Below are 25,367 nucleotides of genomic sequence, written 5' to 3'. Positions count from 1 at the left end.
CGGGGGTATGCGTCGTCCGATCGCACTCGGCAGACGGACGGGGCGGTCCGGAACCCGGGCGGCACGGAACCACCGGGCACCGCGGTCATGGGGCCGGGACGATCTCGGCCGGCACGGACGGCACCCGTTCGGCCGTTGGCGCTCTGGTGCGCGGATCTGCTGTGCAGTGTGCGTCGATGGATCTGCCGTGCGGTGTGCGTGGATCTGCCGTGCGGCACAGGCCGCCCAGGCGCATTCGACATACCGAATAAAGGTCGGTTTCTCAGACACGGATGATCGAGGTTTTGGTGACGGGTCGTCAATACTTCCCGCAGAAGAAGTTTCGGTTTCCCTTCCGAAACTTTCTGACGTCGCCCTCTCCACTCCTCCCCTCAGCTCGGAAGTCACGCGCCAAGGGCAGGCGCGGTTTGTGGACAGATCAGTGGCAGACCTTGACCAGAGGGCTCCGCATTCCTAGCTTGTGGCGTCACAGCATCCGGGAATTCCTCGAAACATTCGAGATTTGCCCCCGGTCCCCCGGCACGGCCGCTCCGTGGTTCATCGGGGTCACCTCACCACCGCCCCGCCCCCAAAGGAGGCCCTCTGATGAGGATCCGCCGCCCGTCCCCCGTCCGTCCGAGACGCTTACTGGCCGTCCTTGCGCCCCTGCTGCTCGTGGCCACCTTCCTCGGTGCCCAGCCCGCCGCCGCGGCGACCGTAGACACCAACGCCTCGTATGTGCTGGTCAACCGCAACAGCGGCAAGGCTTTGGACGTCTACAACAGGGCGACCGGTGACGGCGCCCGCATCACCCAGTGGGCCAGGAACGATCAGGTCCAGCAGCAGTGGCAGTTCGTCGATTCCGGGGGCGGCTACTACCGCATCAGGTCCCGCCACTCGGGCAAGGTGCTGGACGTCCACAACTGGTCCACCGCGAACGGCGGCGCGATCGTCCAGTGGGCCGACCTGAACGCCACCAACCAGCAGTGGCGGCTGGCCGACAGCGCGGACGGCTACGTGAGGTTCATATCGCGCCACAGCAACAAGGCTCTCGAAGTGCAAGGCGCCTCCACCGCCGACAACGGGAACATCGTCCAGTACGACGACTGGGGCGGCACCAACCAGCAGTGGCAGCTCGTCAAGGTCGACGGCGGCACCCCCGGCACGTGCGATCTTCCGTCGGCGTACCGCTGGACGTCGACGGGCGCGCTGGCGCAGCCCAAGGCCGGGTGGGCCTCGCTCAAGGACTTCACCGTCGCCCCCTACAACGGCAAGCATCTCGTCTATGCGACGACGCACGGCGCCGCGGGAACGGGAGTGGGCTGGGGTTCGATGAACTTCGGCCTGTTCACCAACTGGCCGGAGATGGCCTCGGCCGGCCAGAACACGATGGCGTCCGCCACCGTCGCGCCCACGCTCTTCTACTTCGCGCCGAAGAACATCTGGGTGCTCGCTTACCAGTGGGGCGGCGGGAGCGCCTTCTCCTATCGGACGTCCAGCGACCCCACCAACCCCAACGGCTGGTCGGCACAGCAGGTGCTCTTCTCCGGAAGCATCACCGGCTCCGGCACCGGCCCCATCGATCAGACGCTCATCGCCGACGGCCAGAACATGTACCTGTTCTTCGCCGGTGACAACGGCAAGATCTACCGGGCCAGCATGCCGATCGGGAACTTCCCGGGCAGTTTCGGGTCGTCCTACACCACGATCATGAGCGATACGGCAGACAACCTGTTCGAAGCCCCGCAGGTCTACAAGCTCCAGGGCCAGAACCGCTACCTCATGATCGTCGAGGCTAGGGGCTCGCAGGGCCGCTACTTCCGCTCGTTCACGGCCACCAGTCTGAACGGCTCGTGGACGCCCCAGGCCGCGACCGAGAGCAATCCCTTCGCCGGCAAGGCCAACAGCGGCGCCACCTGGACCAACGACATCAGCCACGGCGAACTGATCCGCACCACCGCCGATCAGACCTTCACCGTCGATCCCTGCAACCTGCAGTTCCTCTACCAGGGACGCAGCCCCAACTCCGGCGGCGACTACGGCCAATGGCCCTACCGTCCGGGTCTGCTGACCCTGCGGCGCTGACGGGCGTGACACGAGTTCGGCTCCGGTAGGGAGCCGGCGTGGCGGGCTCGGCGCAAGGCCGAGCCCGCCCGGTCACGCGACGACGTCAGCGCTCAGGCGGCCGGCGTTGTCGGTGTGGAGACCGGCTCAGCCGCCGCGGCGCACCCGGGCCGCCTTGCGGGCCTCCGCGAGCTTGCGGGCCTCGTTGTTCTTGCGGGACGACCTGCCACCGGAGCCGCTCTTCGCGTCCTTGGTGCTGCCCAGGCCGCGGAACGGGGCGTTGTGGTTCTTGGGCCGGGCCGCGGCCGCCCCGCCGTCGAGCGGCTCTCCGGAGGGGGCCTTGGCGCCGGTGATCCGGCTGAGCTCCGCCTCTCCGGACCGTACTTTGGTGACCTTGGGAGTCACGTCGGCGTCCGACATGACCTGGCTCGTCTCGCGGCGCTGTCCCGGCAGGACGAGTGTCACGACGGTGCCGAAGCGGCCGGCCCGTGCCGTGCGGCCCGCGCGGTGCAGATAGTCCTTCGGGTCGGTGGCCGGGTCGACGTTGACCACGAGGTCGAGGTCGTCGACGTGCAGGCCGCGCGCGGCGACGTTCGTCGCCACCAGCGAGGTGACCTGCCCGTTCTTGAACTGCGCCAGGGTCCGGGTGCGCTGCGGCTGGGACTTCCCGCTGTGCAGGGCGGCGGCGGCCACGCCACTGGCCCGCAGATGCCGCGTGAGCTGGTCGACGCCGTGCTTGGTGTCCAGGAACAGCAGGACGCGGCCGTCCCGGGCGGCGATCTCCGTGGTCACGGCGTACCGGTCCGGGCCGTGCACGACGAAAACGTGGTGTTCGATCCCGGACACCGCGCTGGAGGAGGGGTCCACGGAGTGGACTGCGGGGTCGCGCAGGTAGCGCTGCACCAGGTGGTCGACGTCGCGGTCGAGGGTGGCGGAGAACAGCATCCGCTGCCCGTCGGCGCGCACCTGTTCCAGGATCTCGGTGACCTGCGGCAGGAAGCCCATGTCGCACATCTGGTCGGCCTCGTCCAGGACCGCGATGCGCACACGCCCCAGCCGGCAGTCCCTGCGCTCGACGAGGTCGTGCAGCCGGCCGGGCGTGGCGACGACGATCTCGGCGCCGTCCCGCAGCGCGGCGGCCTGCCGTCCGATGGACACGCCGCCCACCACGGTGGCGAGCCGCAGCCGCAGGGCCTCGGCGTACGGGGTGAGCGCCTCACCGACCTGCTGCGCCAGCTCCCTGGTGGGCACGAGAACGAGCGCCAGCGGCTCCTTGGGCTGCGCACGCCGCCCGGCCGTCCGGGCGAGCATCCCGAGGCCGAAGGCGAGCGTCTTGCCGGAGCCGGTGCGGCCCCGGCCCAGGACGTCCCGTCCCGCGAGCGCGTCCGGCAGCGTCGCCGACTGGATGGGAAAGGGCACGGTCACACCGTGCTCGTCCAGCGTCCGCAGAATCCCGGCCGGCAGCCCCAGCTGAGCGAAGGACGCCGCCGAGGGCGGCGCCGAGTCCTGCGGGCGGGCATCGCCACGTACTGATTCGCTCACAGAAAGCCTTCCTCCGAAGAAACCGTACCGAGGAAGGCGCGGCGGGGACGCGGTCACCGGCCAGGGACTCCGAACAGGGTCACCGACACGGTGAGCGGCAAACAATAAACGCTAGCACGGGTCACTGCGCGGGAGACGCGGTCCGGGAGGGCCGCGGCACAGGGCGGTCTGCTGTCCGGCCGCGAGAGGAGGACGGATGGGGGGCCGGGCCGGTCGGGACCGGGCGCGGGGCCCGGTCCCGGCCGTTCGCCGGCTGCCTCTACTTGCGGTGTCCGACGGCGATGACGCCCTTCGTCCTCGCGCCGGTCCTGTTGTCGTACAGGACATCGCCGGTGGCCTTCTTCCAGATCCTGATGCGGAAGGTGTCCGGGCCGTCGGTGGCGGTGACTCTGAAGGCGTAGCCGTTCTTGCCTCCCACCGTTCCGGTGCCCTGGTAGACGGCCCGGGAGCCGTTCACCACGAGCCAGTCGGAGCCGGTCGAGCGGAAGGTGAGCCGGGCGGGGCCGAAGACGAACGTGGCCTTGCCGGTGGGGACGGTGGCTCCCTTCCGGTACTGGGCGGCGAGGGTGAACGCCGCCTTCCCGGTCAGTCCCGGCCTGCCCGGGCAGGCACCGGCCGGCGAGGTGATCGTGCCGGCTCCGGCGGCGGGCCCGGCGGACCGGTCGTAGACGATCAGCTCCGCCAGGGTGGTGCTGTCCGTGCCCGTGTCGTCGTCGGTGACCGTGACGACGGGGCGGTGGATGCCCGCGTCGTCGTAGACGTGCGCGGCGCGGCAGCCGGAACCGGTGACCGTGCCGGTCGTCGGGCGGCTCCCGTCCTTCCAGTCGACCTTGCAGGTGTGGTTGTCGGACGTGCCCGGGTCGTCGAAGGACGCGGTGACGGCGGCGACCCTGCCCACCGGGAGGGGTGAGCCGGGACCCTTGGCGGACGTGATCGACGGGGCGGCGTTGGCGACCTCGACCGTGGTGGTGTCGGCGGAGCGCCCGCCGGTCAGGGTCGCCCGGAAGGTGCCGTCATCGGTGCAGGTGACGGTGGTGCGGGCGGCTGTGGGGTCTGCGACGGTGCACGGGGCGCCGTCCTGGAGGGTCCACTTGGGGGTGCCCGCCCCGGAGACGGTGCCGGCGAGGGTGATCGCCTCGCCCTCGGCCCCGTCGGTGTCCGGTCCGGCGTGGACGACAGTGACCGGGTCGATGCCCGAGAGGGTGGGGACGACCTTCTCGATCAGGCCGTCGGCGTCGAACTCCAGCTTGTCGACGGTGGTTTCGCGGTGGGTGCCGTCACCGCCGGGGATGGCGAAGCGGTGGTAGGCGATGTACCAGTCGTCGGTGTTCGGGACGTGTACGACGGAGTGGTGGCCCGGGCCCTTGATGCCCAGGGACAGGTCCTTCTCCAGGATCACGCCCCGCTTGGTCCACGGGCCGGTGGGCGAGGGGCCGGTCGCGTAGGCGACGCGGTAGTTCTCGTCCCGGGTGTCGTTCTCCGACCACATGAAGTAGTAGGTGCCCTTGCGTTTGATGACGAAGGTGCCCTCGTTGTAGCCGCTCGGGGTGATGTCCGTGACCTTCGAGGTGTCGAGGGAGGTCATGTCGTCGCCCAGTGGGACGACGTAGGCGCGGCCGTTGCCCCAGTAGAGGTACTGCTTGCCGTCGTCGTCGGTGAAGACCGCCGGGTCGATCATCTGGCCGCGGAAGTCACCGGCCTTCAGCAGCGGCTTGCCCAGGGCGTCCTTGAAGGGGCCGGTGGGCGAGTCGGAGACGGCCACGCCGATGTTCGCGTCGGCGCAGAAGTAGAAGTAGTACTTGCCGTCCTTCTCGGTCATCGCCGGTGCCCAGGCGCGGCTGTCCGCCCAGTCGACGTCCGGCCCCAGGTCGAGGATGACGCCGTGGTCCTTCCAGTGGACCAGATCCGTGGAGGAGTAGGCCTTGAACTGCGTGCCGCTCCAGCCCTCGAAGCCGTCGGTCGTCGGGTAGAGGTAGAAGGTGTCGCCGAAGCGCACGATGTTCGGGTCGGCGTTCAAGCCCGGCAGGACCGGGGTCTTCATGATCAGCGCGGAGACCTTCCAGGTGCGCTTCTTGCCGTCCGACCCGGTGACCTCGTACGTGACGGGCTCGGTGAAGTCGTGCGCGCTGCCGGAGGCGGGGCTGATCGACGCGCCCTCGGCGAGAGTGAACTCCGGTGCCAGCGCGGTGAGATCGGTGCCCGCCTTCATCGGCAGGGTGATCGTGCCGCCCGCGTTGTCGACGAGCGCGTCGACCTTGAGCGCCGGGTGGGCCGCCTTGGCGATGCCCGTCGTGTTACCGCTGAGCTCCATGACCTCGGCGCCCGTGAGGGCACGGTCGTAGATGCGGAAGTCGTCGACCTCGCCGCCGAAGTACGGGTCGGCGGCGTACAGGGAGCGGCCGATGAAGCCGCTGTGGTCCTTGGCCGCGCTGTACAGCTCGGACGGCTTGACGGTGGTCGTGGTGCGGGCCGCCTCGATGCCGTCGGCGTAGAGGACCATCGTGCCGGTGGCGCCGTCCAGCGTCACGGTGACGTGCCGCCATTGGCCAGGGGTGAGCTGTGAGCCCGCTGTCAGCTTCGACTCCGCCGACCAACTCGCCTTCGTGATGGCCGAGTAGAGGCTGGACCCGCCGTTGGAGGGGGTGGCGAAGAGGTACGTGTCACTGTCGGGACCGAGCCCGAAGAGCCACTGGAAGCTGCTGCCGCCCTTCCACTTGGCGTACGTCGACACGGTCACGCTGCCGGCGTTCTTCAGCACACCGTTCGGGATCTTCACGTACGGCGAGTCGGAGCCGCCGGACATCTTGAACGAACCGCCGTGGACACCGGTGCCGAACTCGGGCGTGCGCGCATAGGTGCCGTGGAAGCCGTGTCCGCTGGAGTCACGAGCGATGGTGCCGCCCGTCTCGTCGAAGTCGTAGTGCAGCAGCAGGCCGGCCGGGGCGCCCGGCCCCTCGTCGGACACGGTGACCTCGGCCCGGACCGGGATCGCGGCGCCGTCCAGGCTGCCGGTCACGGTGAAGGTGCCGGCCTGGGCGTACTTCGACGCCGGTACGTCCTCCCAGGTGACCGCGACGGGCCGCTCGGCGCCGTCGGCGTACTCGGCGATCACCGTGGCCGGCAGCACCGGCGCCCGGCCGATGCCGGTCTTCACGGAGACGTCCTCGACGCTCTTCACGATCTGGTCGGGCTGGTAGGCGCGCAGCAGCCGGTCGTACTCGGCCTGGGTGACCGGCAGCACTGTGCCGTGGCGGGGCTTGGCGGGCAGGTCGTAGCCGGTGGAGGGGGTCCAGGTGCCGGAGTCGAGGTCGGTCGTCTCGAACGGGATGTAGCCGCGGCCGCCGAACTCGTCGAGGAACGCGTACCACTTCTTCTCGGTGTTGGACTTGAACACCAGCGGTCCCTCGGCGGCGTTCATCGCGCCCTTGCCGATGCCCTCGGCGACCGGGGTCCAGGACGGGTTGAGGATCGAGTCGCTCTTCTCCTCGAAGATGAACTTGCTGTTGGGGGTGGAGGAGCTGTTGTTCCGCTCGTCCTTCGACAGGCGGTAGTACGTGCCGTCGTGCCGGATCATCGTGGAGTCGATGACCGAGTAGCCGCGGTCGATCCAGACCTTGGGCTCGCTGAAGGTGTGGAAGTCGCGGGTGGTGGCGTACATCATGCGGTTGTACGTGTCGCCGGAGTGGTCGGCGTTGTCGTACAGCTTCGACGCCCAGAAGACGACGTACTCGCCGCGCTCGGCGTCGTAGAAGGCCTCCGGCGCCCAGGTGTTGCCGGCGCTGTCGGGTGAGACCTTGACCAGGCGCTGGTTCGTCCAGTGCACCAGGTCGGTGGACTCCCAGACCATGATGGACTTGCTGCCGGTGCGCTGGGAGGCGTCCCAGTCGCCGTTGCCGTAGATCCTGAGGTCGGTGGCGATCTGGTAGAACTTGTCGCCCTCCGGGGAGCGGATGATGAACGGGTCGCGCAGGCCCTTCTCGCCGAGCGTGGAGGTGAGGACCGGCTTGCCGTCGTTCAGTTCGCGCCAGTGCAGCGGGTCGTTGCCCTTGCTGAGGGCGGCGTAGAGCTGTTCGCCGTCGGAGGTGCCCTCGCCGGTGAAGTAGCTGAACATGTAGCCCTCGAGGGCCGCCTCGGCGGGGAGTTCGGGCACCTGGGCCGTCATGACGCGGGTGGCCTTCGCCTCGCCCTTGGTGACGGTGGCGGTCAGTTCGACGGTGGTGGCGCCGTCGCCGTGCGCGGGGCGGTGGACCTCGCCATCGGCGGAGACGGTGTCGGGCTTCGCGGAGGACCAGGTGACGGACGTGCCGAGGGCACCGCTCCCGGGGAGGGTGAGGTTGCCGCGGGCGTCGTCGAGGTTGTGGACCGTGAGCGCGTCGGCGGCCTGCCGGACGGCGGCCGTGTCGTCGAGTGCGGGCCGGACCGTGACGTCGAAGGTCTTGGTGCCGGTCACGGTGCCCTTCCTCAGGGTCGCCGTGAGGGTGGCGTGGCCGTCGGGTGAGCCGGCCTCGGGGCGGGTGACCTTGCCGGTGGCGGAGACCACGGACGGGTTGTCGCTGTCCCAGCCGATGGTGGAGCCGCCGGCCGGGCCGACCTTGGGCAGGTCCAGGTCCGAGGTGATGCCGCGGGTGTCGCCGAGGCTGAGGGCGTCCTTGTCGTCGGCGACGCCCTGTGTGGCGACGGGGAGGGAGAGCTGCTCGACCTCCGAGCCGTCCAGGGCCCTGTCGTACACCCGGAAGTCGCGTATCCGGCCCTTGAAGAGCTTGTCGCCGTCGTAGACGGACTTGCCGACGTAGTTGGCCTTGGTGCTGCCGGAGCCGATGGCGCCGGGCGTGGTGGTGACGGAGGTGTTGCGGCCGACCTCGACGCCGTCCTCGTACAGCACGCCCGTGGAGCCGGTCTGGGCGTAGGTGACGTGCTTCCACACGCCGCGGGTCAGGTTGTGTGAGTCGGACGGCTTGGTGGTCTGCTCGGTCGACCAGTTGCCCGTCGCCACGGAGGTGCGGAAGGAGTTCCCGGTGGTGAACAGATAGCCGTTGCCCGTGCCCGCGCTGGTGTTGCCGAAGCCGTAGAGGAAGTAGGGCGTGCTCTGGGCCGAGTCGATCAGTACGTCCATGGAGACGGTGATCGCGTTCATGCCCTTCATGACGTCGTCCGGCACCTTGATGTAGGTGTCCGATCCGTTGAAGGCGAGCCCCTGACCGGAGGGGGACCAGTCGGCGGTGCCGTTGACCGTGCCGTTCCGGCCGTTGCCGGAGGCGTCGGTGGCGGTGCCGCCCGAGGCTGCGTCGAGCTTGTACCAGAGGGCCAAACCCTCGGTGAGGTCCACGGTTTCGGCCGCCGGTGCCCCCGGGGCGGCATGCGCGGAAGCGGTGGGTCCGGCGAGGGTGAGCAGCATCGACGCGGCGGTCAGTCCGGCGAGATGACCCGCCCGGCGTCTCGCGCGGCTGCGAAGGCGTGCGACGTGCGTCATGTCGAGGTTCCCTGCTGAGGCATGGCTGATGACGGACAAGGCGGAGCGGAAGGGACGAGCGGCCGACGAGGCGACGGCAAGTCCTTGCCGTGGGCCTGCCGTTACACGCAGGTGAAGTGTGTGGCGAGAGTCTCAGCGACGCCCGGGGCAGCGTCAAGAGGTTTCGAACAATGTCCGACAGGCCGAACAGGAGTCACGCCGCACTCCGGGGCCACCGAGTGCCGCCGGTCAGCGGGGGCGGGCGCCTCGCGTGCGCGTCAGTTCGCACCCCTTGTCGCCACCACGGCCCAGGTGCGGTGCGGGATTTGGAGGACCTCGCCGGGGAAACGGTCGCGCAGCACCCGGCCGAGAGCCGCGTCGAAGCGATCCACCTCGTCCGGCGGCAGGGCGGCGCCGACCCCGGCGCTGGCCCGGATCCGGCCCCGCCACGCATCGGGCGGGTACGGCACCTCCAGATCGAAGGAGAAGGTCTCGATGCCGGTGAAGCCCGAGCCTGCAAGGTCGGTCAGCCAGCGCGGGTACAGGCCGGTGCCGCCGCCCAACGTCCAGGCCGGGTTGAAGGAGAGGATCAGTTCCTCGGTCGCCTCGACCACGTTGCCCGGCAGGGGCAGCCAGTCGAAGTGGGCGATGACCACCCGGCCGCCGGGGCGCAGCAGCCGCCGCGTCTCGGCCCCGGCCTCCGGTGCGTCGAACCAGTGCCAGCACTGACCGGCCGTCACCACGTCGTACGACGCGTCCGGCAGCCCTGTCGCTTCCGCAGTGCCCACCCGGTAGTCGGTCTCCACCCCGGCTTCCTTGTCGAGCCGCCGGGCCTGTTCGAGCAATGGCTCCGCCGGGTCCAGGCCGGTCACCCGCGCCCCTGCCTGCGCCAACAGCCGGGCCAAGGCGCCGGGGCCGGTCCCGACGTCGAGCACGTCCCTGCCGGGGAAGGCGATGCCGTGCCGGTACAGGTGCGAGACGAGCTGCGGGGGGAATCCGGCGCGGTGACGGCCGTAGTCCTGCGCGGTGAGCCCGAAGTCAGGGCGGAACGAGCTGGTCATGGCGGGTCTCCGTTCTGCCGGGCTGCCGCCCGGACGCAACTGCCGTGCATCGGTACCGGGAAAGTCGGTACCGGGAAAGTCGGGCTCTCGTGGACAAGGACTGCTAGCTGCTAGCTGCTACAGCACTGTAGAAGCTACCGACCCTCATGGAGTTCTCATGGCCCTGTGGGACCGCCTCAAGGAATCCGCCTCGACGACGCAGACCCAGCTGATCGCGAGGAAGAACGACCTGAAGAGCGGAGCCTTCCGCGACTCCAGTATGGCCATGTGCGCCCTGGTGGCCGCCGCCGACGGCACGGTGGACCCGGCCGAACGGCAGCGCGTAGCCCGGCTCATCGCCACCAACGAGGTGTTGCAGAACTTCCGCGCCGACGATCTGCGCCGCCGCTTCGAGAACAACCTCGACAAGCTGGCCGCCGACTTCGACTTCGGCAAGGTGAGCGTCATGCAGGAGATCGCCAAGGCGAAGAAGAAGCCGGCGGAAGCGCGGGCCGTCGTCCAGATCGGCATCGTCATCGGCGGCGCCGACGGCGACTTCGACAAGGACGAGCAGGCGGTGGTCCGCGAGGCGTGCTACGCCCTCGACCTGCCGCCGCACGAGTTCGACCTCTGACCGAGCAGGCCTGGGGCCGAGGGGCCGACGCGGTGTTTCCCGGCTGTGTCGAGCGGCCGGGGCGCCATGATTCGGCCATGCTGGGGCTGTCTGGCATCCCTCCATACGACAAGGAGCCCCGCATGCCCTCGGACCCGCTCGGACGATTCCTGACAGCTCTGGACCCGGAGCACCGCGAGGCGGTCGGCGCCAGGCCGCGCCAGGAGCAGGAGCGCCTCGCGGCGGCCTGGGAACGGGAACTGGAGGCGGACGACGAGCTCGACACCCTCGACGAACTGTCGCCGCCGGCGGCTGAGGCCGAGGCGGCCCGCCGCGTCCTGGAGCGCGAGACCGACTAGGTGTACTGACCTGAAGCGTCCTAGGTGTACTGACCTGAAGCGTCGTTCGCACGGCTGACGAGTGGGTGGGCGCCGAGCGCGGCGACGGGGGCGGACCGATCCCTCCGGCGCGGGCCGGGCAGTCGCCGGAGCCGGGAGCCCGGTGTGCGCGGCTGGACCGGCATTCGATGGACGACCGGCAGTCGGCGGACGCCCGGCTGCCGACGGACGCCCGGCTGCCGACGGACGCCCGGCAGTCAGCGGGCGCCCGGCAGCCGGCGGATGCCCAGCTGCCGACGGACGCCCGGCAGTCGGCGGATGCCCGGCAGTCAGCGGGCGAGGAGCTGTTGCGTGCGGACGTGTCCGCGGTGCTCGGCCATCCGGACGCCGACGCCCTCCCGGGCGACCGCTCCCTCGCCGAGCCGGGCTTCGACTCCCTGACCGCGGTGCAGATCCGCAACCGGCCGAGCACGGCACCGGGGCTCCGGCTGTCGGAGGCCCTGGTGTTCGAGCACCGCACGGCCGGAGACCGGCCCGCCACCCGCTCGGCCAGTTGTCCGACGCCCCGGTCAGCCGACAGGCGGAGCACGCCCCGGCTCATGTCGGCGATGGCCCCCTCGTGCTCGTGGGCCGGTCCTCGGGTGGCGACGGGACGCACCTGGTGGCCCACCGCCTGGAGGGGACGGGCCGGGCACCGGTGGGCCTCGTCCTGCTGGACGCCTGCCCATCACGCCGCACGGCCACGGCGAGGACTGGCTGCTGTGCCCGGCCGCTCCCCCGCCGCGGGAGTCGGGGCGGCCCCTCTTCAGCGGGGACGGCGACAGGGCACCGGCGGCGATGGGGGCCTGCGACCGCGTCTTCCGCGGCCGGCACCCCGAGCCGGTCACGGCGCCGACGCTGCTCCACCGGGCGTCGCACCCCACGTCCGCGACGCCCGCCTCCGCGGACGGCTGGACGGCTGGACGGCTGCGACTGGCGTGCGTCCTGGCCGTGGGCACACGACGTCCTGGACGTCCCCGGCGACCATCTGACGTCGATGCAGGAACACGCGGACACCACGGTTCCGGCCGTCCGCACCAGGATCGAGAGGGCGTGCGCGGGCCCGGCGCGAGTGCGTCGAGCGGGCCGTCCGGACACCGCCGAGCAGCAGGATTGTCCGTGATCCGTAACAGACGGATCCGCCGGCCGCCTTCAGCCCTCTTGCCGTATGCACGGGCTCCACGGCGACGGCGAAGGAACAGAAGACATGGTGCGAAGTGGCGGGCGGGGTTGGTACGCCAAAGTGCTGGCGGCGGCGCTCGGGGTGACAGCGGTGGCCGGGCTGAGCTCGCTCTGGAACGCGCGGATCGGTTCCGGCGAGGAGCGACCCGCCCAGGGCGTCTCGGCGCCTCCCGCCCAGTCGCAGGGCCGCAAGGCTGCGCCCGTGCCGGCGGGCATCGTGCACGCCTCGGACGCCGGTGCCCGAGGCGTCAACATCACCATCGACGACGGACCGGACCCCGCCTGGACCCCCGAGGTGCTGCGGGTGCTGCGCGACAACGGTGTGAAGGCCACGTTCTGCATGGTGGGCACGCAGGCCCGCGCCCATCCGGACCTGGTCAAGGCGGTGGTGGCGGCCGGGCACCGGCTCTGCGACCACACGGTCTCGCACGACGTCACCATGGACCGTAAGTCCGAGGCCTACCAGTCGAAGCAGATCCTGGACGCCGAACGCATGATCACCAAGGCGTCCGGGGGTGTCCGCCCGCTGTACTACCGGGCGCCCGGCGGAGCCTTCACGCCCTACAGCCGTCAGCTCGCCGCGTCCCACGGGATGCGCCCGCTCGGCTGGAACATCGACTCCAAGGACTTCGAACGACCCGGCACGGCGGCCATGGTGGCCACCGTCAAGAACGAGATCTCCAACGGCCCGACCCTGCTCTTCCACGACGCGGGCGGAGACCGCTCGCAGACCGTCGCCGCCCTGCGAGAGGTCCTGCCATGGCTGAAGGAGCAGGGGTACTCCTTCGGCTTCCCCGTGCGCTAGCCGCGGCCGGCGGGGCCGGACGGCGGTCGCGGGCCGCCGAAGCCGTGTTCCGAGAGGTCGAACCAGGTGCCCTCCGGGTCCATGGCCCGGTACTCGGCGAAGGGACGGTCGGTGAAGCGATCGGCCGGTTTCGGGGTACCGGCCGGCGCGAGGGTCTCGGAGGTGGCCGCCGTGTCCGTGATGTGGAAGCCGAAGTGGTTCATGCCGACCGGGGTGTCACCGTCGAGCCGGTGCTTGATCAGGGCGAGCGACAGGTGGCCGTCGGACAGGAAGCAACTGCCCTCCGGGTCACGGTGGAAGAGCTCCATCGCGAACAGCGTTCAGCTGCGCCGTCCGCCACGTCGGTACCGGCCTTCGGGGGAAATCCGGGCCGGCTCCGCTGTGCGACGGCCGGTGGGTGGTACGGGCATGAGGTGTCGACGCCCCCCGATCCCCCCGTCTCGGCGCTGCCGAACCTCAACGACGCCGAGTCGCGCGTGCCGGGCGTGCTGCGGACGGCGGCCGCGTACGCGTGGCGGCTCATCGCGGTCGGCATCGTCGTCCGGGTCGCCTTCTCCGTGCTCGGGCAGTTCCACCGGATCGCCGTGGCCGTCTTCCTCGGCCTCGTGATCACGGCGGTGCTCCGTCCCGTGGCCGGTCTGCTGGCGCGGTTCATGCCCCGGCCGCTCGCGGTCGCCGCCGCCCTCGTCGGTGGCATCGTCCTGGTCCTCGGGGCGCTGGCCCTGGTGGGCGAGACCGTGGCGGATCAGCGGACCGGGCTGGAGAAGGAGTTCGTGGCGGGGATCGACCGGATCGAGCGCCGGCTGGAGGAGCCGCCCTTCCGCCTTCCCGCGGACGCGTTCGACGATCTCCAGTCCCGGATCGGCAAGCTCCTGTCCGACCACCGCTCCACCCTCATCAGTACGGCGCTCAGCGGCGCGAGCAGGCTGGTCGAGGTGCTGACCGTGCTCGCGCTGGCCCTGTTCTGCGCGGTCTTCTTCACGCACTCCGGCGACAAGCAGTGGCAGTGGCTGTGCGGCCAGCTCCCCGAACGGGCCCGGCAGCGGTTCGCGGTCGGGGCCGGGGCGGCGTGGCGGACCTTCACCGGGTACACCCACGGCATCCTGCTGGTGGCGACGACCAACGCGGTCCTCGTGGGCATCGCGCTGTTCGCCCTCGGGGTGCCGCTCGCCGTGCCGTTGGCGCTGCTGGAGTTCATGGCCGCTTTCATCCCCCTGATCGGCTCGCCCATCGCCCTGGCGATCGCGGCGGTCGTCGCCCTGGCGTCGAAGGGGCCGCTCATCGCCCTGGTGGTCGTCGCCCTCATCGTGGTAATCGGCCAGATCGAGGGCCACCTCCTGCACCCCATCGTGATGAGCTGGGCCGTCCGTCTGCACCCGGTGGTGGTCGCCCTGGCGGTGGTCGGCGGGGCGGTCGCGGCGGGGGTGATCGGTGCGGTGGTGGCCGTGCCGCTGGTGGCCGTGGTGTGGTCCGTGTACCAGGCGCTGCGGGGCAGCGCGGGCGAACCGGCCCGGACGTCTCCCCGGTGAGGGGCCCTCGACCGCGTGCTTCCGTGTGCGGCGCCTGGGGCCCGGAGCCGCCGCCCGCCGGACGTATCATCGCGCGGTGGGCACTGGGGTGGGGATCACGGCGCCGTTCGGCCGGCTGCTGCGCGCGCTACGGCAGAGCCGCCGGCTGACGATCGAGGAACTGGCCGAGGCCTCGGGGATCTCGGGGCGGGCCATCGGGGACATGGAGCGCGGCCGGAGCCGGCGTCCGCACCGGGGCACCATCACCGCGCTCGCCCAGGGTCTGGACCTGGACGAGGCGGGGCACGCGGACCTCCTCGCGGCGGCCAGGGCGGCCCGTCCCGGTGCGCGGACAGCCGGGTTCGCCAAGGCCTCGCCCCACACCCTGCCGAGGGGCGTGAGGGACTTCGTCGGCCGGCACACGGAACTGACCGTGCTGCGCGCTCTCGCCCGGGAGGCCGCCGAGGGCCAGATGGTCGCTCCGCCGACGGCCGTGGTGTCGGGTCCGCCCGGCAGTGGCAAGACCTCGCTGGCGGTCCGGCTGGCCGAGGAGCCGGGGTCGCCCTGTCCCGACGGGGCGTTCCTGGTGGACATGCGGGGCCTGGACGAGCTGCCGCTGCCGGCGGAGCAGGCGGTGGCGGGGCTGCTGGGGTCGTGGGGCGTAGGGGACGCCGAGCTGGCCCGGCTGACCGCCGAGGAACGTCTCGCGCGCTTCCACGAGATCGCCGCCGGGCTGCGCGCGGTCCTCGTCCTGGACAACGCCGCCGGCGAGGCCCAGGTCAGGCCGCTGCTGCCGCGTGCGGGGCGACTGCTCGTGGTGGTGACGAGCCGCCGTACTCTCGCCGGTCTGGAGGGAGTACGGCGGGTGGAACTCGGGCCACTGAGCCGGCGGGAGTCCGCCGCCCTGCTGCGTGCGGTCGTGGGCGCCGGGCGGGTGGACGCCGAGCCGGGGGCCGCGGACGTCGTGACCGAGCTGTGCGGGCATCTGCCGCTGGCGCTCCGGGTGGCCGCGAACTGGGCCGCCACCCGCGCCGGCTGGAGCCTTGAGCGGCTCGCCGCCCGGCTCGCCGACGAGGACCGCAGGCTGGACGCGCTCAGCGCGGGCGATCTGCGGGTCGGTTCCGCGTTCGCGCTGTCCTGTTCCCGTCTCGCGCCGGAGGCCGCCCGGATGTTCCGGCTGCTGTCGCTGCTGCCGGGCGGGGACTTCGGCGCCGCCCCGGCCGCCGTGCTCGCCGACGTGCCGCTGCCCGACGCCGAGGACCTGCTGGAGGAACTGCTGGAGGCGGGACTGCTCATGACGTCCCATCAGGATCGGTACCGGCTGCACGATCTGCTGCGCCTGTACGCGGCTTCCCGTCACCGTGCCGAGGACGGCGAGGAGATCTCGCTCGCCGCGCGGTCGCGGTTGCGGCACTGGCTGCTGGACACGGCCGTCCTCGCCGGCCGCTGGCACGAGCCGGACTACGGCGTACCGCCGGCGGATCCCGGCCGGCTGGTCGCCCTGGACGACCGTGCGCAGGCGGCGCGCTGGATCAGGGCCGAGGGCGACACCTGGCTGGCCGCGTTCCGCGAGGCCGCGGCGCACGGCGAGCACGCTCGGGTCGCCGAGGTCGCGGAGGCCATGCACTGGTTCTCCGACCACTGGGTGTCCTGGGGCCACTGGGTGGAGGTCTACGAGCGAGCCGCCGCGGCCGGGGCCGCCCTGGGCGACGCCGCGCTGGGGGCGACCCACTGCAACTACCGCGCCTGGGCGTACTGGGCCTGCGCCCGCCGGCACGACGAGGCGGTGGAGTCGGCCACGACCGCACTGCGCCTCGCCGGGACGGCCGGCGACGTCCGCCAGCAGGCGTGGGCCCACGCGTATCTCGGCTGGCTGCGGGACGCCGTCGACGACATGGCGACCGCGGCCGACCACTATCACCGCGCGGCGGAGCTGTTCACCGAGGCGGACGACGTCAACGGGTATCTCCAGGTGTCCTGCGGGATGATCCGGGTGCTTCGCGGGGCGGGGCGCGCGCAGCAGGCCGTGGAGACCTGCCGGGGCATCATGGACACCCTCGCGGATCCCCGCCACCAGGACCGGATCCCGGCCAACGTACGGGAGTTCACGGCCCTGACCGCCCTCTACGCGGTGTCGTTCGTCCATCTCGACGAGGGGCGGTGGGGGGAGGCCGTCGACGCGCTGCGGTCCATCCGCGGGCAGTTCGACGACCGCGGGTGGCACAAGCAGGCGGGCAAGGTCCGCCTGCATCTGGCGCATGGGCTGGCCCGGCTCGGCGAACGGGCCGAGGCCGCCGCCGAGTACCGGGCCGTGCTCGCGCTGGAGAGCCGCGTCCCCGCTGACATGCGGGACGAGGCCCGCACCGGCCTCTCCGCACTGACCGCGGGCCGACCCGTGCCGCACATCCGGTTCGTGCAGTGAACCGGCGTCAGCCTCTGCGGCCCGCCGTGGAGGCGAAGCCGAGCCAGGTGTGCCGGTTGTTCCACCAGCACCAGCCGACCTTGGGGGCGTTACGGCGCTCGCGGCCGTCCCGGCCGGTGCCGTTGCTGATCCAGATGGCCGGGGTGCGGGCGTCGAGGGTGCCGTTGGGCTTGCGCAGCCGGGAGCCGATGGTCATGAAGCAGAGGTTGCGCTCCAGGGCCTCGGGCTGCTGGAGCACCCAGTGGATGCCCTCGCTGAGCACCAGCGGGCTGCGGTCCTCCTCGGTGAGGGCGGGCAGGGCCTCGTCCGGGGACCAGTTGGACATGTGGTCGCCGCGGTCGACGCCGGTGACCAGGTAGAGCGGGGCGTCGGGCAGTTCGAGGGAACAGGGGGTGAACTCGTCGACGTCGGGCATGTCGACGACGACGAAGCCCGGTTTGCCGTCGCGGCTGAGCAGCGGTGCGAGGGCGGAGGCGGGGGCCCGGTCCGGGTGCACGGCCAGCAGGGCGCCGTCGCCGTCGGCCCCGGCTGCGGCCTGCGCGGCGAACGTGCGGATCTCGTCGGCGGACAGTCCCGCGGTCTCGTGCACCCCCAGCTCGATCAGCCGCTCGGCCTGCGCGCTCAAGGCCGGGAGTGCGGGGAGGACGGTGGACGGGTCGGGCGTGGTGTCGGGCACGATGCTCCCTGGGTGGACGACGTGGGGCGAAACTCGAACGCGGGCCGGACTCGCCCGCCGGGCGGATTCGGACCTGCGCGAACTCATGGGCAACGCGCCGGTCCGCCGGGACGTTCCCGCTCCGCCGTGTCCCTTGTCCCCACGCCTGCCCTGTCGCCCGTCCCGTCGCCCGTCCCTTCGCCGGACAGTCTGTCGATCTGCCACGCGCGGGGCGTCATCCCGTAGGCCGCTCGGAAGGCACGGCTGAAGTGGCTGGGGCTCGTGAATCCCCAGCGCCGGGCGACGGCCGCCACCCCGTGCCCCAGGGCCGGGGAACGCAGCAGATCCCGGCGGCACCGCTCCAGCCGCTGCGTCCGGATCCACTCCCCGACCGTGACGCCCTCCGCCTGGAACAGCTTGTGCAGGTAGCGGACCGACATGAAGTGCGCGGCGGCGATTGCGGGCGGTGCCAGGCCGGGGTCGGCGAGGTGGCGCAGGATGTGGTCCTTGACCCGCACCAGGGTGGCCGCGGCGGTCTCCGGGCCCTGGGGGGTGAAGCGGCCGCTCCGCTCGTTGATCAGCAGCGCCAGCAGGTCGAGCGCCGTGGCGGCGAACTGGGGACCGGCCAGGGCGTCGAGATGCCCCGCCTCACGTGCCAGGCGCGCGAAGTAGGTCCCCACCAGGGCGGCGCTGCCCTCCCGGCCGGAGAACGCCGTGGCGGTCAGCGCCCGCAGGTCCTCGTCGCGCACCCGGAGATCCTCGCGGGGGAAGTGGAAGGAGGTGAAGCTGAACGCGTCCTGCACCTTCTTCCGGAACAGCCGCGAGGAGTCGGAGAGGGAGAAGTCGCCCGGCCCGATGCGGGCCTGTCTGCCGTCTTGTTCCTTGAGTGCGCTGCCCCGTCGCTGCAGGGTCAGGATGAGGAACTGCTTGCCGTCCCGGGCGATCAGCCGCCTGCTGCGCGTCACGACCTGCGGGCCCGCCTGGACCTGCGAGACCTGTAAGGAACCCAGCCGGTGGCTGACGATGCTGCCGGGGGACGGATCGTCCTCCAGGAGTCGTACGTCGAGCGGGATGAAGGTCCGGGACACCGCGTGGTGCCAGCGCTCCCTCCGGTCGGCCGCCGGCAGTGACGCGGTGGAAAGGACGACGGACACGTGGATTCCCCCTGGGCATGATCAAGGGCCGGCAGACGGTATCCGCTGCCGGCCCTGACGATGTCACCATGCCGCCCCGGGGCGGTCCAGGAAGAATCGGGGGAAGAAACCGATCACTTCGCCAGGAAGGCGAGCAGCGCCGCGTTGACCTCCTCCGCGTGGGTCCAGAGCAGACCGTGCGGGGCACCCTCGATCTCCACGTAGTCCGCCGCCGGCAGGGCCTTGTGGAACGGTCGCGCGGTCCCCTCGACGGGCAGGATGCGGTCGCCCGTGCCGTGCAGGATCAGGGCCGGCACGTCGATCGCGGGGATGTCGGCGCGGAAGTCGGTGTACCAGGTCGCGGGCGCGGCGGACGCGGCGAAGAAGCCCCCGCCCGCGGCGACGTCCCAGCTGTGGCGGACGGCCTCCTCGCTGATCCGGGTGCCGAGGTTCTCGTCGAGGTTGTAGAAGTCCTTGTAGAAGTCGGTGTAGTAGGCGTAGCGGTCGGCCTTCACCGCGGCGACGACCCCGTCGAAGAACTCCTTCGGGGCGACCCCGTCCGGATTGTCGTCGGACTTCAGCAGGCAGGGCTCCAGGGAGGCGAGGAAGGCGACCTTGGCGACGCGGGCCGAGCCGTACCGGGCCACGTAGCGGGCGACCTCGCCGGTGCCCATCGAGAACCCGACGAGGACGGCGTCCCGCAGGTCGAGGGTCTCCATCACGGTGTTCAGGTCGGCCGCGAAGGTGTCGTAGTCGTAGCCGGTGGTCGGCTGGGAGGACTGCCCGAAGCCACGCCGGTCATAGGTGATCACGCGGTGGCCGGCCTCGAGCAGGACGGCGCTCTGCCGTTCCCAGGAGTGCCCGTCGAGCGGGAAGCCGTGGATGAGGACGACCGGCTGCCCGGATCCGTGGTCCTCGTAGTACAGGTCGATGGCGGTGGAGTTCTCCTGGCCCACGGTGATGTACGGCATTTGTGCTGCTTCCTCGTTTCCGAGCGGCTGGTGCAAGGGACCCGGCCACGCTAGGACGGACGCGGAGCCGCCGATTGCCGTACAGCGCACGGGTAGTTGACCGGGGGTGCACAGAAGGCCGCCGATTCATGACTCGGTGCACCACCGCCCCCGCCGTGACACCATCGGCGCCATGGAAGGATTCTTGACACCTGATCAGATCTCCGCCCGCAGCTCCCGCGCCCTCACCGCCGCCGTCGCCGCCGGGCGGGAGCTGGGGCTCGACGTGGGGGACGCGAGGGTCATCTACGACGTGTTCTCGGTCGTGGTGCACCTGGCTCCGTCGCCCGTGGTGGTCAGGGTGCCGACCGTGCTGCCCTCGTACGCCGACGCCGACTCGCAGGCCGCCCGGCAGCGGCAGGAGCTGGACGTGGTGGGGTGGCTCGCGGATCACGGGCATCCGGTGATCCCGCCGAGTCCGCTCGTGCCCCGGGAGCCCGTGACGCGCGACGGGTTCTCGATGACGTTCTGGCAGTTCGTCGAGCTGGACCAGAGCGCCGAGCCCGACTATGTGCGCAACGCCGGCCTGGTCGCCGACCTGCACGCCGCGCTGCGCGCCTACCCGGGTGAGCTGCCGTTCCTGTCGGCGGCCGAACCGCGGTTCGTCACCGAGGGGCTCGCCGCGCTCGAAGGGCGCCCCGATCTTCTGGATCCGGCCGATCTCGACCGGGCGCGGCGCGAGTGGGAGGTGCTGGAGCCGGTCGTCGGTTCACCCGCGGGGTTCGAGGCCGTGTTCCCCGGCGTCGGGCTCCAGCCGATCCACGGGGACGCCCCGGCGGCCAACATCGTCTCCGGGCCGGCCGGCGTGCTGTACTCCGACTTCGAACTGACCACGCTCGGGCCGGTCGAATGGGATCTGGCTGCCTTCGGCGGCGAGTGCGAGGCCGCGTACGACGCCGCCGCCGGGCGCTTGGGGCTGCGGCGGCTGGACCAGGACGTGCTGCGGGTCGTCAACGCGGTGGGCATGTCCCGCGCGGTGGCCTGCCTCGCCCTCGCGCCGCGGCTGCCCCTGCTGGTGGACGCGCTGAAGCCGGCCGTCGAGCAGTGGCGGACGATGCCGTTCGCCGGAGGACTGGCGGGCTGAGGCCCCGCGCACTCGCGGCGGCCGGTCACTCGGGCAGCGGGCGGTCGTCGACGATGTGCTTCATGACGAGGGTGGAGTTGAGGCGCTGCACGCCGGGCAGCCGGGCCAGCTGCTGGTCGTAGAGCTGCTGGAAGGCGCCCAGGTCGGTGGTGGCGACGCGCAGCAGGTAGTCGGGGTCGCCGAACAGGCGCTGGGCCTGGAGCACGTGCGGGACGGCGGCCACGGCCTCTTCGAACGCGGAGACCGTGTCGGCGTCCTCCCAGCGCAGGGTCACGAAGACCAGGGCCTCGAAGTTCAGGCCCACGGCGGCCGGGTCCACCACCGCGCGGTACCCGCGGATCGCACCCTCGCGTTCGAGATCACGCAGCCTGCGGTGACAGGGCGAGACGCTCAGCTTCACGCGTGCGGCCAGCTCGGTGACCGTGAGACGGCCGTCCAGCTGCAGCTCGGTAAGAATTTTCCGGTCCAGGGCATCCATGGAGAAGATTCTGCCCCAGATCCCGCGATCAAGGAGTAAAGAAGGGAACACCTTCGGGCAGATCCGGCCTAGCCTTCCTCTCGCACTACAGCACGTGAGAGGGAACGATCGATGGACACGACCACGCTGGCGGCCTTCCTGGCAGTGGATCTGCTGCTGGTGTTCACGCCCGGCGCGGACTGGGCCTACGCGATCACGGCGGGTCTGCGGGACCGGTCGGTCGTGCCGGCGGTCGCCGGGCTGGTGGCCGGATATGCCGGGTACACCCTGCTCGCGGTGGCGGGACTGGTGGTGATCGTGGCGAGCTCCGGAACGCTGCTCACCGCGCTGACCATGGCCGGGGCCGGCTACCTGGTGTGGCTCGGCTGGGGAGTGCTCCGGCAGCCGGCCACTCTGACGGCCTCCGAGGCGGAGGTGGGCACCCAGGGCTCCTCCCGCCTGCGGGTGATGTTCAGGGGCATCGGGATCAGCGGCCTGAACCCCAAGGCGCTGCTGCTCTACTTCTCCCTGTTCCCGCAGTTCATCGATCCCGCGGGGGCGTGGCCGGTCGCCGGCCAGACCGGTCTGCTCGGCTCGCTGCACATGACCGCCTGCGCCGTCGTCTACCTGACCGTCGGGGTTCTGGCCCGTACGGTCCTGAGGACCAGGCCCTCCGCGGCCCGGGTGGTGACCCGGGTCTCCGGTGCGATGATGATCGTCATCGGCGGGTTCCTGCTGGTGGAACGCCTGGCGGGTTGACCGATCCGAGCGGCCTCCCTGTCGTAGGAACGTGCATGGACGGGCCCTGCGGGGAACGGGCGTGGCCGGCACGGTCCTGAGGTCCGGACGACGCTGACGGTGTGCTGGCGGGAGGTGTTCGGCGTCGAGGACGGCCGACGGGGTTCGCCCCGCCCGGGCGGCGGACCCTGATCCGTGTCGGCCGGCCCTGACCTCAGCGGAGGATCACCGAGCGGCGGCCCTGGACGAAGACCGGGCCCTCGCAGTGCCAGCGCACCGCCCGCGCCAGGGCCGCCGACTCCGCGTCGCGGCCGATGGTGGCGAGGTCCTCGGGCGTGTGACTGTGGTCGACGTCGATGGCAGGACGCCGGCGAGCTGACGCACCTGGACCTTCAGGTCCACCGCGCGGTCTACGCCGCCGCGCACAACCCGTATCCGGAGGACACCCTCGTCCGCCACGACAACCTCGCCACCCGCATCTGGTGCCTGTTCCTCGACCGCCCGTCCGACATGGCGGGACACGTCGGGGAGCACGGACCGCTGATCGAGGCGAGCGTCGCGGGCGAGCCGGAGCGGGCGGCACGGCTCGCCCGCGGCCACGTCGAGGGGTTCGAGCAGGCGATCCGCGCGGCCATCTGAGCGTTCACGCTGGTCACCGAGGCGCCCCTCGGCAGACGAGCCCCGGCGGGCCGGTAGCGGGACAATCGGGGGCAGGGACTCGTGAGTAGGCAAGGGCGGCACATCCGGAGGCACCGTGCAGGGACGCGTACCGGAGGACTTGGCGTTCGTCGTCGACGCCCGCGGAGCGATCACGGTGTGGAGCGACGGAGCCCGCCGTCTGCTCGGCCATGAACCCGCCGAGCTCGTGGGCCGGCCCCTCGACGACCTGCTCGCCGCCCGTCTCCCGGAGTCGACGCGACGGCACGCGGCCGAGGGCCGGCGGTGGGCCGGTGAGGTGGCACTGCGGCACCGCGACGGCAACCTGGTCGTGGTCCGGCTGCAGGGGACGCCGCTGCTGGACGGGGAGGGCGGCCGGCTCTGGCTCGTGACCGGCACCGTGCCGGTGAACCCGGGCGTGCGGGACGAGCACGGGGCCCCGCCCCTGTGGGACCTCACCCTCGCCCAGCTCCCCGTACCGGTGGCGGTCTACGACCGGGACGCCCGGCTGGTGGGCGCCAACGAGATCATGACCGAGCTGATGGGCAGGTCCGAGGAGGAGATGAAGGGCCTGACCCTGTGGGAGATCGAGCCGAACCCGCCCTTCGACACCTACGACCGCCTCCAGCGGGAGGTGCTGCGCACCGGCGAGATGATCTTCCACGAGGAGCACGGCAAAGCCCCGGGCGAGATCCGGCCGCACGCCTGGTCCATGTTCATGTCGCCGCTGAAGGACGAGGCCGGCGAGGTCCGGGGCGTGTCGGCCACGGTTTTCGACACCACGGATCAGTACTGGGCCCGGCGCCGGCTGGCGGTGCTCAACGAGGCCAGTCTGCGCATCGGGAGCACCTTGGACATGACCCGGACGGCCGAGGAGTTGGCGGAGGTGGCCGTCGCCGGGGGGTTCGCGGACTTCGTCACCGTGGATCTGCTGGAGACCGTCGTCCTGGGCGACGAGCCGGAACCACTGCCGACGGGCACGCCGGCCACGGTGCGGCGCACCGCGCAGCGGTCGGTGCTGGAGGGCTGCCCGGAGTCGGTGGTGGCCACGGGAGGCACGATCGGCTACCCGGTGGGGACGTTGCCCCTGCGGGTCCTGAGCGCCGAGCGGGGCGCCCGGCACCGGCCGGGGGATCCGGAGCTGATGGAGTGGCTCAGGTCCTCCCCCGCCCGCGCCCAGACCGTGTCCAGGTACATGATCCACTCGGTGATGATGGTGCCGCTGCGCGCCCGCGGCATGACCCTGGGCCTGGTGCACTTCCTGCGCCACCGGACCCCGGACGCGTTCAGCGAGGACGACCTGCTGCTCGCGGAGGACATCGTCGCCAGGGCCGCGGTGAGCGTGGACAACGCCCGCCGCTTCACCCGGGAGCGCCACACCGCCCTGGCGCTCCAGCGCAGCCTGCTGCCCGAGCGGCTTCCGGAACTGGCGGCGATGGACATCGCCTACCGCTATCTGCCCACCGGGGCCGGTGCGGACATCGGCGGCGACTGGTTCGACGTCATCCCGCTGTCCGGCGCCCGCGTGGCCCTGGTGGTGGGGGACGTGGTGGGCCACGGCATCCACGCGTCGGCCACGATGGGCCGGCTGCGGACCGCCGTGCGCACGCTCGCCGATGTCGATCTCGCCCCCGACGAGCTGCTCACCCAGCTGGACGACCTCGTCATCCGGCTCGACCGGGAGGAGGGCCCGGAGGTGCGCGGGGAGGAGGAGGCGTCGGGGCAGGTCGGCGCCACCTGCCTGTACGCCGTGTACGACCCGGTGTCCCGCCGCTGCACCATGGCCCGCGCCGGGCATCCGCCGCCCGCGCTGGTCACGTCCGACGGCGGCGTCCGGTTCGTGGACCTGCCGGCCGGTCCGCCGCTGGGCCTGGGCGGCCTGCCGTTCGAGGCCGCCGAGGTGCGGCTGGAGGAGAACAGCCTGCTGGCCCTCTACACCGACGGGCTGATCGAGGCTCCCGGCCACGACATCGAGGTCGGGATCGCCCTGCTGCGCCAGGCACTGAGCGGCCCCCCGGTGGCGCTGGAGGAGACCTGCGAGCGGGTGCTGCGCACGCTGCTGACCGGCGGACCCGCCGATGACGACGTGGTGCTGATGCTGGCCCGGACGGCGGTGCTCGACGCCGGCAAGGTCCGCACCTGGCAGCTGCCGCCGGACCCCGCGGCCGTGGCCCGGGCCCGCAAGATGGCGGGCGAGCAGCTGGCCGAATGGGGGCTGACGGAGGCGGAGTTCGCCACCGAACTGATCGTCAGCGAACTGGTCACCAACGCGCTGCGGTACGGCGGCGCCCCCATCGAGCTGCGCCTGATCCGCGACTCGGCCCTCATCTGCGAGGTGTCCGACGGCAGCAGCACCGCCCCGCACCTGCGCCGGGCCCGGGTCTTCGACGAGGGCGGACGGGGCCTGCTGCTCGTCGCCCAGCTCGCCGAGCGGTGGGGCAGCCGGCAGACGGCGACGGGCAAGACCATCTGGGCGGAACAGCCCCTGCCGACCGGGGTGTGAGCCGAGCACCCCGCGTGCCGACGGTGTCCGGGTCACGACGGGCATGTTCCCCGGCGTCCGGTACGGGCGCGGTGTCCGGAGCGGCATGCCGGCACAGAGCAGGGGTACTCCGACGATCTTGCAAGCCGGCCTTCGGGCCGTACGTCGTC

General features: G+C 71.7%; 18 protein-coding genes and 1 pseudogene. 11 read left to right on the top strand and 8 right to left on the bottom strand.

The window, feature by feature from the left end; genetic code table 11:
* Positions 1-585: 585 nt before the first annotated feature.
* Entirely contained in the window at positions 586-2,064 is a 1,479-nt protein-coding gene (locus BJ965_RS34030) for a non-reducing end alpha-L-arabinofuranosidase family hydrolase (protein ID WP_184914233.1), read from the top strand.
* Between the two features lie 126 nt (positions 2,065-2,190).
* Here the strand turns inward: BJ965_RS34030 and BJ965_RS34025 are convergent, their stop codons facing one another.
* The 3 genes from BJ965_RS34025 to BJ965_RS34015 all read right to left on the bottom strand — a co-directional run bounded on the left by BJ965_RS34025 (position 2,191) and on the right by BJ965_RS34015 (position 10,095).
* Positions 2,191-3,585, bottom strand: a complete 1,395-nt coding sequence (locus BJ965_RS34025; protein ID WP_184914231.1) for a DEAD/DEAH box helicase — start codon at positions 3,583-3,585, stop codon at positions 2,191-2,193.
* A gap of 259 nt (positions 3,586-3,844) precedes the next feature.
* Positions 3,845-9,055 carry a family 43 glycosylhydrolase gene (locus BJ965_RS34020; RefSeq protein WP_184914229.1) on the bottom strand — a complete coding sequence of 1,737 codons (5,211 nt, stop codon included), beginning with the start codon at positions 9,053-9,055 and terminating at the stop codon, positions 3,845-3,847.
* Positions 9,056-9,312: 257 nt separating this feature from the next.
* Positions 9,313-10,095 (bottom strand): class I SAM-dependent methyltransferase, encoded by a 783-nt coding sequence (locus tag BJ965_RS34015; RefSeq protein WP_184914227.1) that lies wholly within the window; start codon positions 10,093-10,095, stop codon positions 9,313-9,315.
* Between the two features lie 157 nt (positions 10,096-10,252).
* Here BJ965_RS34015 and BJ965_RS34010 point away from each other — a divergent pair, with 157 nt between their 5' ends.
* From BJ965_RS34010 to BJ965_RS33995, 4 genes are all read left to right on the top strand, one after another.
* Positions 10,253-10,708: a tellurite resistance TerB family protein gene (locus BJ965_RS34010; protein WP_184914225.1), complete on the top strand. Its 456-nt coding sequence runs from the start codon at positions 10,253-10,255 to the stop codon at positions 10,706-10,708.
* 122 nt (positions 10,709-10,830) lie between these two features.
* The gene (locus BJ965_RS34005; protein ID WP_184914223.1) at positions 10,831-11,046 is read left to right on the top strand and encodes a hypothetical protein; all 216 of its coding nucleotides are present in this window, start codon (positions 10,831-10,833) and stop codon (positions 11,044-11,046) included.
* Between the two features lie 167 nt (positions 11,047-11,213).
* Complete coding sequence (locus tag BJ965_RS34000) at positions 11,214-12,056, top strand: acyl carrier protein (RefSeq protein WP_184914221.1); 843 nt, start codon at positions 11,214-11,216, stop codon at positions 12,054-12,056.
* 215 nt (positions 12,057-12,271) lie between these two features.
* The gene (locus tag BJ965_RS33995; protein WP_184914219.1) at positions 12,272-13,051 is read left to right on the top strand and encodes a polysaccharide deacetylase family protein; all 780 of its coding nucleotides are present in this window, start codon (positions 12,272-12,274) and stop codon (positions 13,049-13,051) included.
* Here BJ965_RS33995 and BJ965_RS33990 read toward each other — a convergent pair.
* The gene (locus tag BJ965_RS33990; protein WP_246546129.1) at positions 13,048-13,359 is read right to left on the bottom strand and encodes a hypothetical protein; all 312 of its coding nucleotides are present in this window, start codon (positions 13,357-13,359) and stop codon (positions 13,048-13,050) included. The two genes, BJ965_RS33995 and BJ965_RS33990, sit on opposite strands and share 4 nt — an antisense overlap.
* 105 nt (positions 13,360-13,464) lie before the next feature.
* On the opposite strand from BJ965_RS33990, the gene BJ965_RS33985 reads away from it, so the two are divergent.
* Both BJ965_RS33985 and BJ965_RS33980 read left to right on the top strand, forming a co-directional pair.
* Positions 13,465-14,580: an AI-2E family transporter gene (locus BJ965_RS33985; protein ID WP_376777958.1), complete on the top strand. Its 1,116-nt coding sequence runs from the start codon at positions 13,465-13,467 to the stop codon at positions 14,578-14,580.
* Positions 14,581-14,656: 76 nt separating this feature from the next.
* Complete coding sequence (locus BJ965_RS33980) at positions 14,657-16,981, top strand: helix-turn-helix domain-containing protein (RefSeq protein ID WP_184914216.1); 2,325 nt, start codon at positions 14,657-14,659, stop codon at positions 16,979-16,981.
* Between the two features lie 7 nt (positions 16,982-16,988).
* Here the strand turns inward: BJ965_RS33980 and BJ965_RS33975 are convergent, their stop codons facing one another.
* The 3 genes from BJ965_RS33975 to BJ965_RS33965 all read right to left on the bottom strand — a co-directional run bounded on the left by BJ965_RS33975 (position 16,989) and on the right by BJ965_RS33965 (position 19,740).
* Complete coding sequence (locus BJ965_RS33975) at positions 16,989-17,657, bottom strand: DUF5701 family protein (protein ID WP_184914214.1); 669 nt, start codon at positions 17,655-17,657, stop codon at positions 16,989-16,991.
* Positions 17,658-17,740: 83 nt separating this feature from the next.
* Positions 17,741-18,790, bottom strand: coding sequence for an AraC-like ligand-binding domain-containing protein (locus tag BJ965_RS33970; protein WP_184914212.1), 1,050 nt, complete (start codon positions 18,788-18,790; stop codon positions 17,741-17,743).
* A gap of 113 nt (positions 18,791-18,903) precedes the next feature.
* On the bottom strand, positions 18,904-19,740 hold the full coding sequence (locus BJ965_RS33965; RefSeq protein ID WP_184914210.1) for an alpha/beta fold hydrolase: 837 nt from the start codon (positions 19,738-19,740) through the stop codon (positions 18,904-18,906).
* Positions 19,741-19,912: 172 nt separating this feature from the next.
* Here BJ965_RS33965 and BJ965_RS33960 point away from each other — a divergent pair, with 172 nt between their 5' ends.
* Positions 19,913-20,863 (top strand): phosphotransferase, encoded by a 951-nt coding sequence (locus tag BJ965_RS33960; RefSeq protein WP_184914208.1) that lies wholly within the window; start codon positions 19,913-19,915, stop codon positions 20,861-20,863.
* 25 nt (positions 20,864-20,888) lie between these two features.
* Here BJ965_RS33960 and BJ965_RS33955 read toward each other — a convergent pair whose 3' ends face one another.
* Entirely contained in the window at positions 20,889-21,341 is a 453-nt protein-coding gene (locus tag BJ965_RS33955) for an Lrp/AsnC family transcriptional regulator (RefSeq protein ID WP_184914206.1), read from the bottom strand.
* 111 nt (positions 21,342-21,452) lie between these two features.
* Between BJ965_RS33955 and BJ965_RS33950 the strand changes: the two genes are divergently transcribed.
* The 3 genes and pseudogenes from BJ965_RS33950 (at position 21,453) to BJ965_RS33940 (ending at position 25,218) form a co-directional block, all read left to right on the top strand.
* Positions 21,453-22,079 carry a LysE family translocator gene (locus BJ965_RS33950; protein ID WP_184914204.1) on the top strand — a complete coding sequence of 209 codons (627 nt, stop codon included), beginning with the start codon at positions 21,453-21,455 and terminating at the stop codon, positions 22,077-22,079.
* Between the two features lie 339 nt (positions 22,080-22,418).
* Positions 22,419-22,697 (top strand): annotated as a pseudogene (locus tag BJ965_RS33945) (FCD domain-containing protein); the annotation flags it as partial.
* Between the two features lie 115 nt (positions 22,698-22,812).
* Positions 22,813-25,218, top strand: coding sequence for a SpoIIE family protein phosphatase (locus BJ965_RS33940; RefSeq protein WP_184914201.1), 2,406 nt, complete (start codon positions 22,813-22,815; stop codon positions 25,216-25,218).
* Positions 25,219-25,367 lie beyond the last annotated feature (149 nt).

This window comes from Streptomyces luteogriseus, assembly GCF_014205055.1.
Classification (GTDB): Bacteria; Actinomycetota; Actinomycetes; order Streptomycetales; family Streptomycetaceae; genus Streptomyces; species Streptomyces luteogriseus.
This window is presented reverse-complemented; position numbering and strand designations above follow the sequence as displayed.

What these genes read in the sequence shown, in the direction of transcription:
- BJ965_RS34015 (WP_184914227.1), bottom strand. Translation starts at nt 10,095, where the DNA reads ATGACCAGCTCGTTCCGCCCTGACTTCGGGCTCACCGCGCAGGACTAC.
- BJ965_RS34005 (WP_184914223.1), top strand. Translation starts at nt 10,831, where the DNA reads ATGCCCTCGGACCCGCTCGGACGATTCCTGACAGCTCTGGACCCGGAG.
- BJ965_RS33990 (WP_246546129.1), bottom strand. Translation starts at nt 13,359, where the DNA reads ATGGAGCTCTTCCACCGTGACCCGGAGGGCAGTTGCTTCCTGTCCGAC.
- BJ965_RS33965 (WP_184914210.1), bottom strand. Translation starts at nt 19,740, where the DNA reads ATGCCGTACATCACCGTGGGCCAGGAGAACTCCACCGCCATCGACCTG.
- BJ965_RS33960 (WP_184914208.1), top strand. Translation starts at nt 19,913, where the DNA reads ATGGAAGGATTCTTGACACCTGATCAGATCTCCGCCCGCAGCTCCCGC.
- BJ965_RS34000 (WP_184914221.1), top strand. Translation starts at nt 11,214, where the DNA reads ATGGACGACCGGCAGTCGGCGGACGCCCGGCTGCCGACGGACGCCCGG.
- BJ965_RS34010 (WP_184914225.1), top strand. Translation starts at nt 10,253, where the DNA reads ATGGCCCTGTGGGACCGCCTCAAGGAATCCGCCTCGACGACGCAGACC.
- BJ965_RS33955 (WP_184914206.1), bottom strand. Translation starts at nt 21,341, where the DNA reads ATGGATGCCCTGGACCGGAAAATTCTTACCGAGCTGCAGCTGGACGGC.
- BJ965_RS33995 (WP_184914219.1), top strand. Translation starts at nt 12,272, where the DNA reads ATGGTGCGAAGTGGCGGGCGGGGTTGGTACGCCAAAGTGCTGGCGGCG.
- BJ965_RS34020 (WP_184914229.1), bottom strand. Translation starts at nt 9,055, where the DNA reads ATGACGCACGTCGCACGCCTTCGCAGCCGCGCGAGACGCCGGGCGGGT.
- BJ965_RS34030 (WP_184914233.1), top strand. Translation starts at nt 586, where the DNA reads ATGAGGATCCGCCGCCCGTCCCCCGTCCGTCCGAGACGCTTACTGGCC.
- BJ965_RS33950 (WP_184914204.1), top strand. Translation starts at nt 21,453, where the DNA reads ATGGACACGACCACGCTGGCGGCCTTCCTGGCAGTGGATCTGCTGCTG.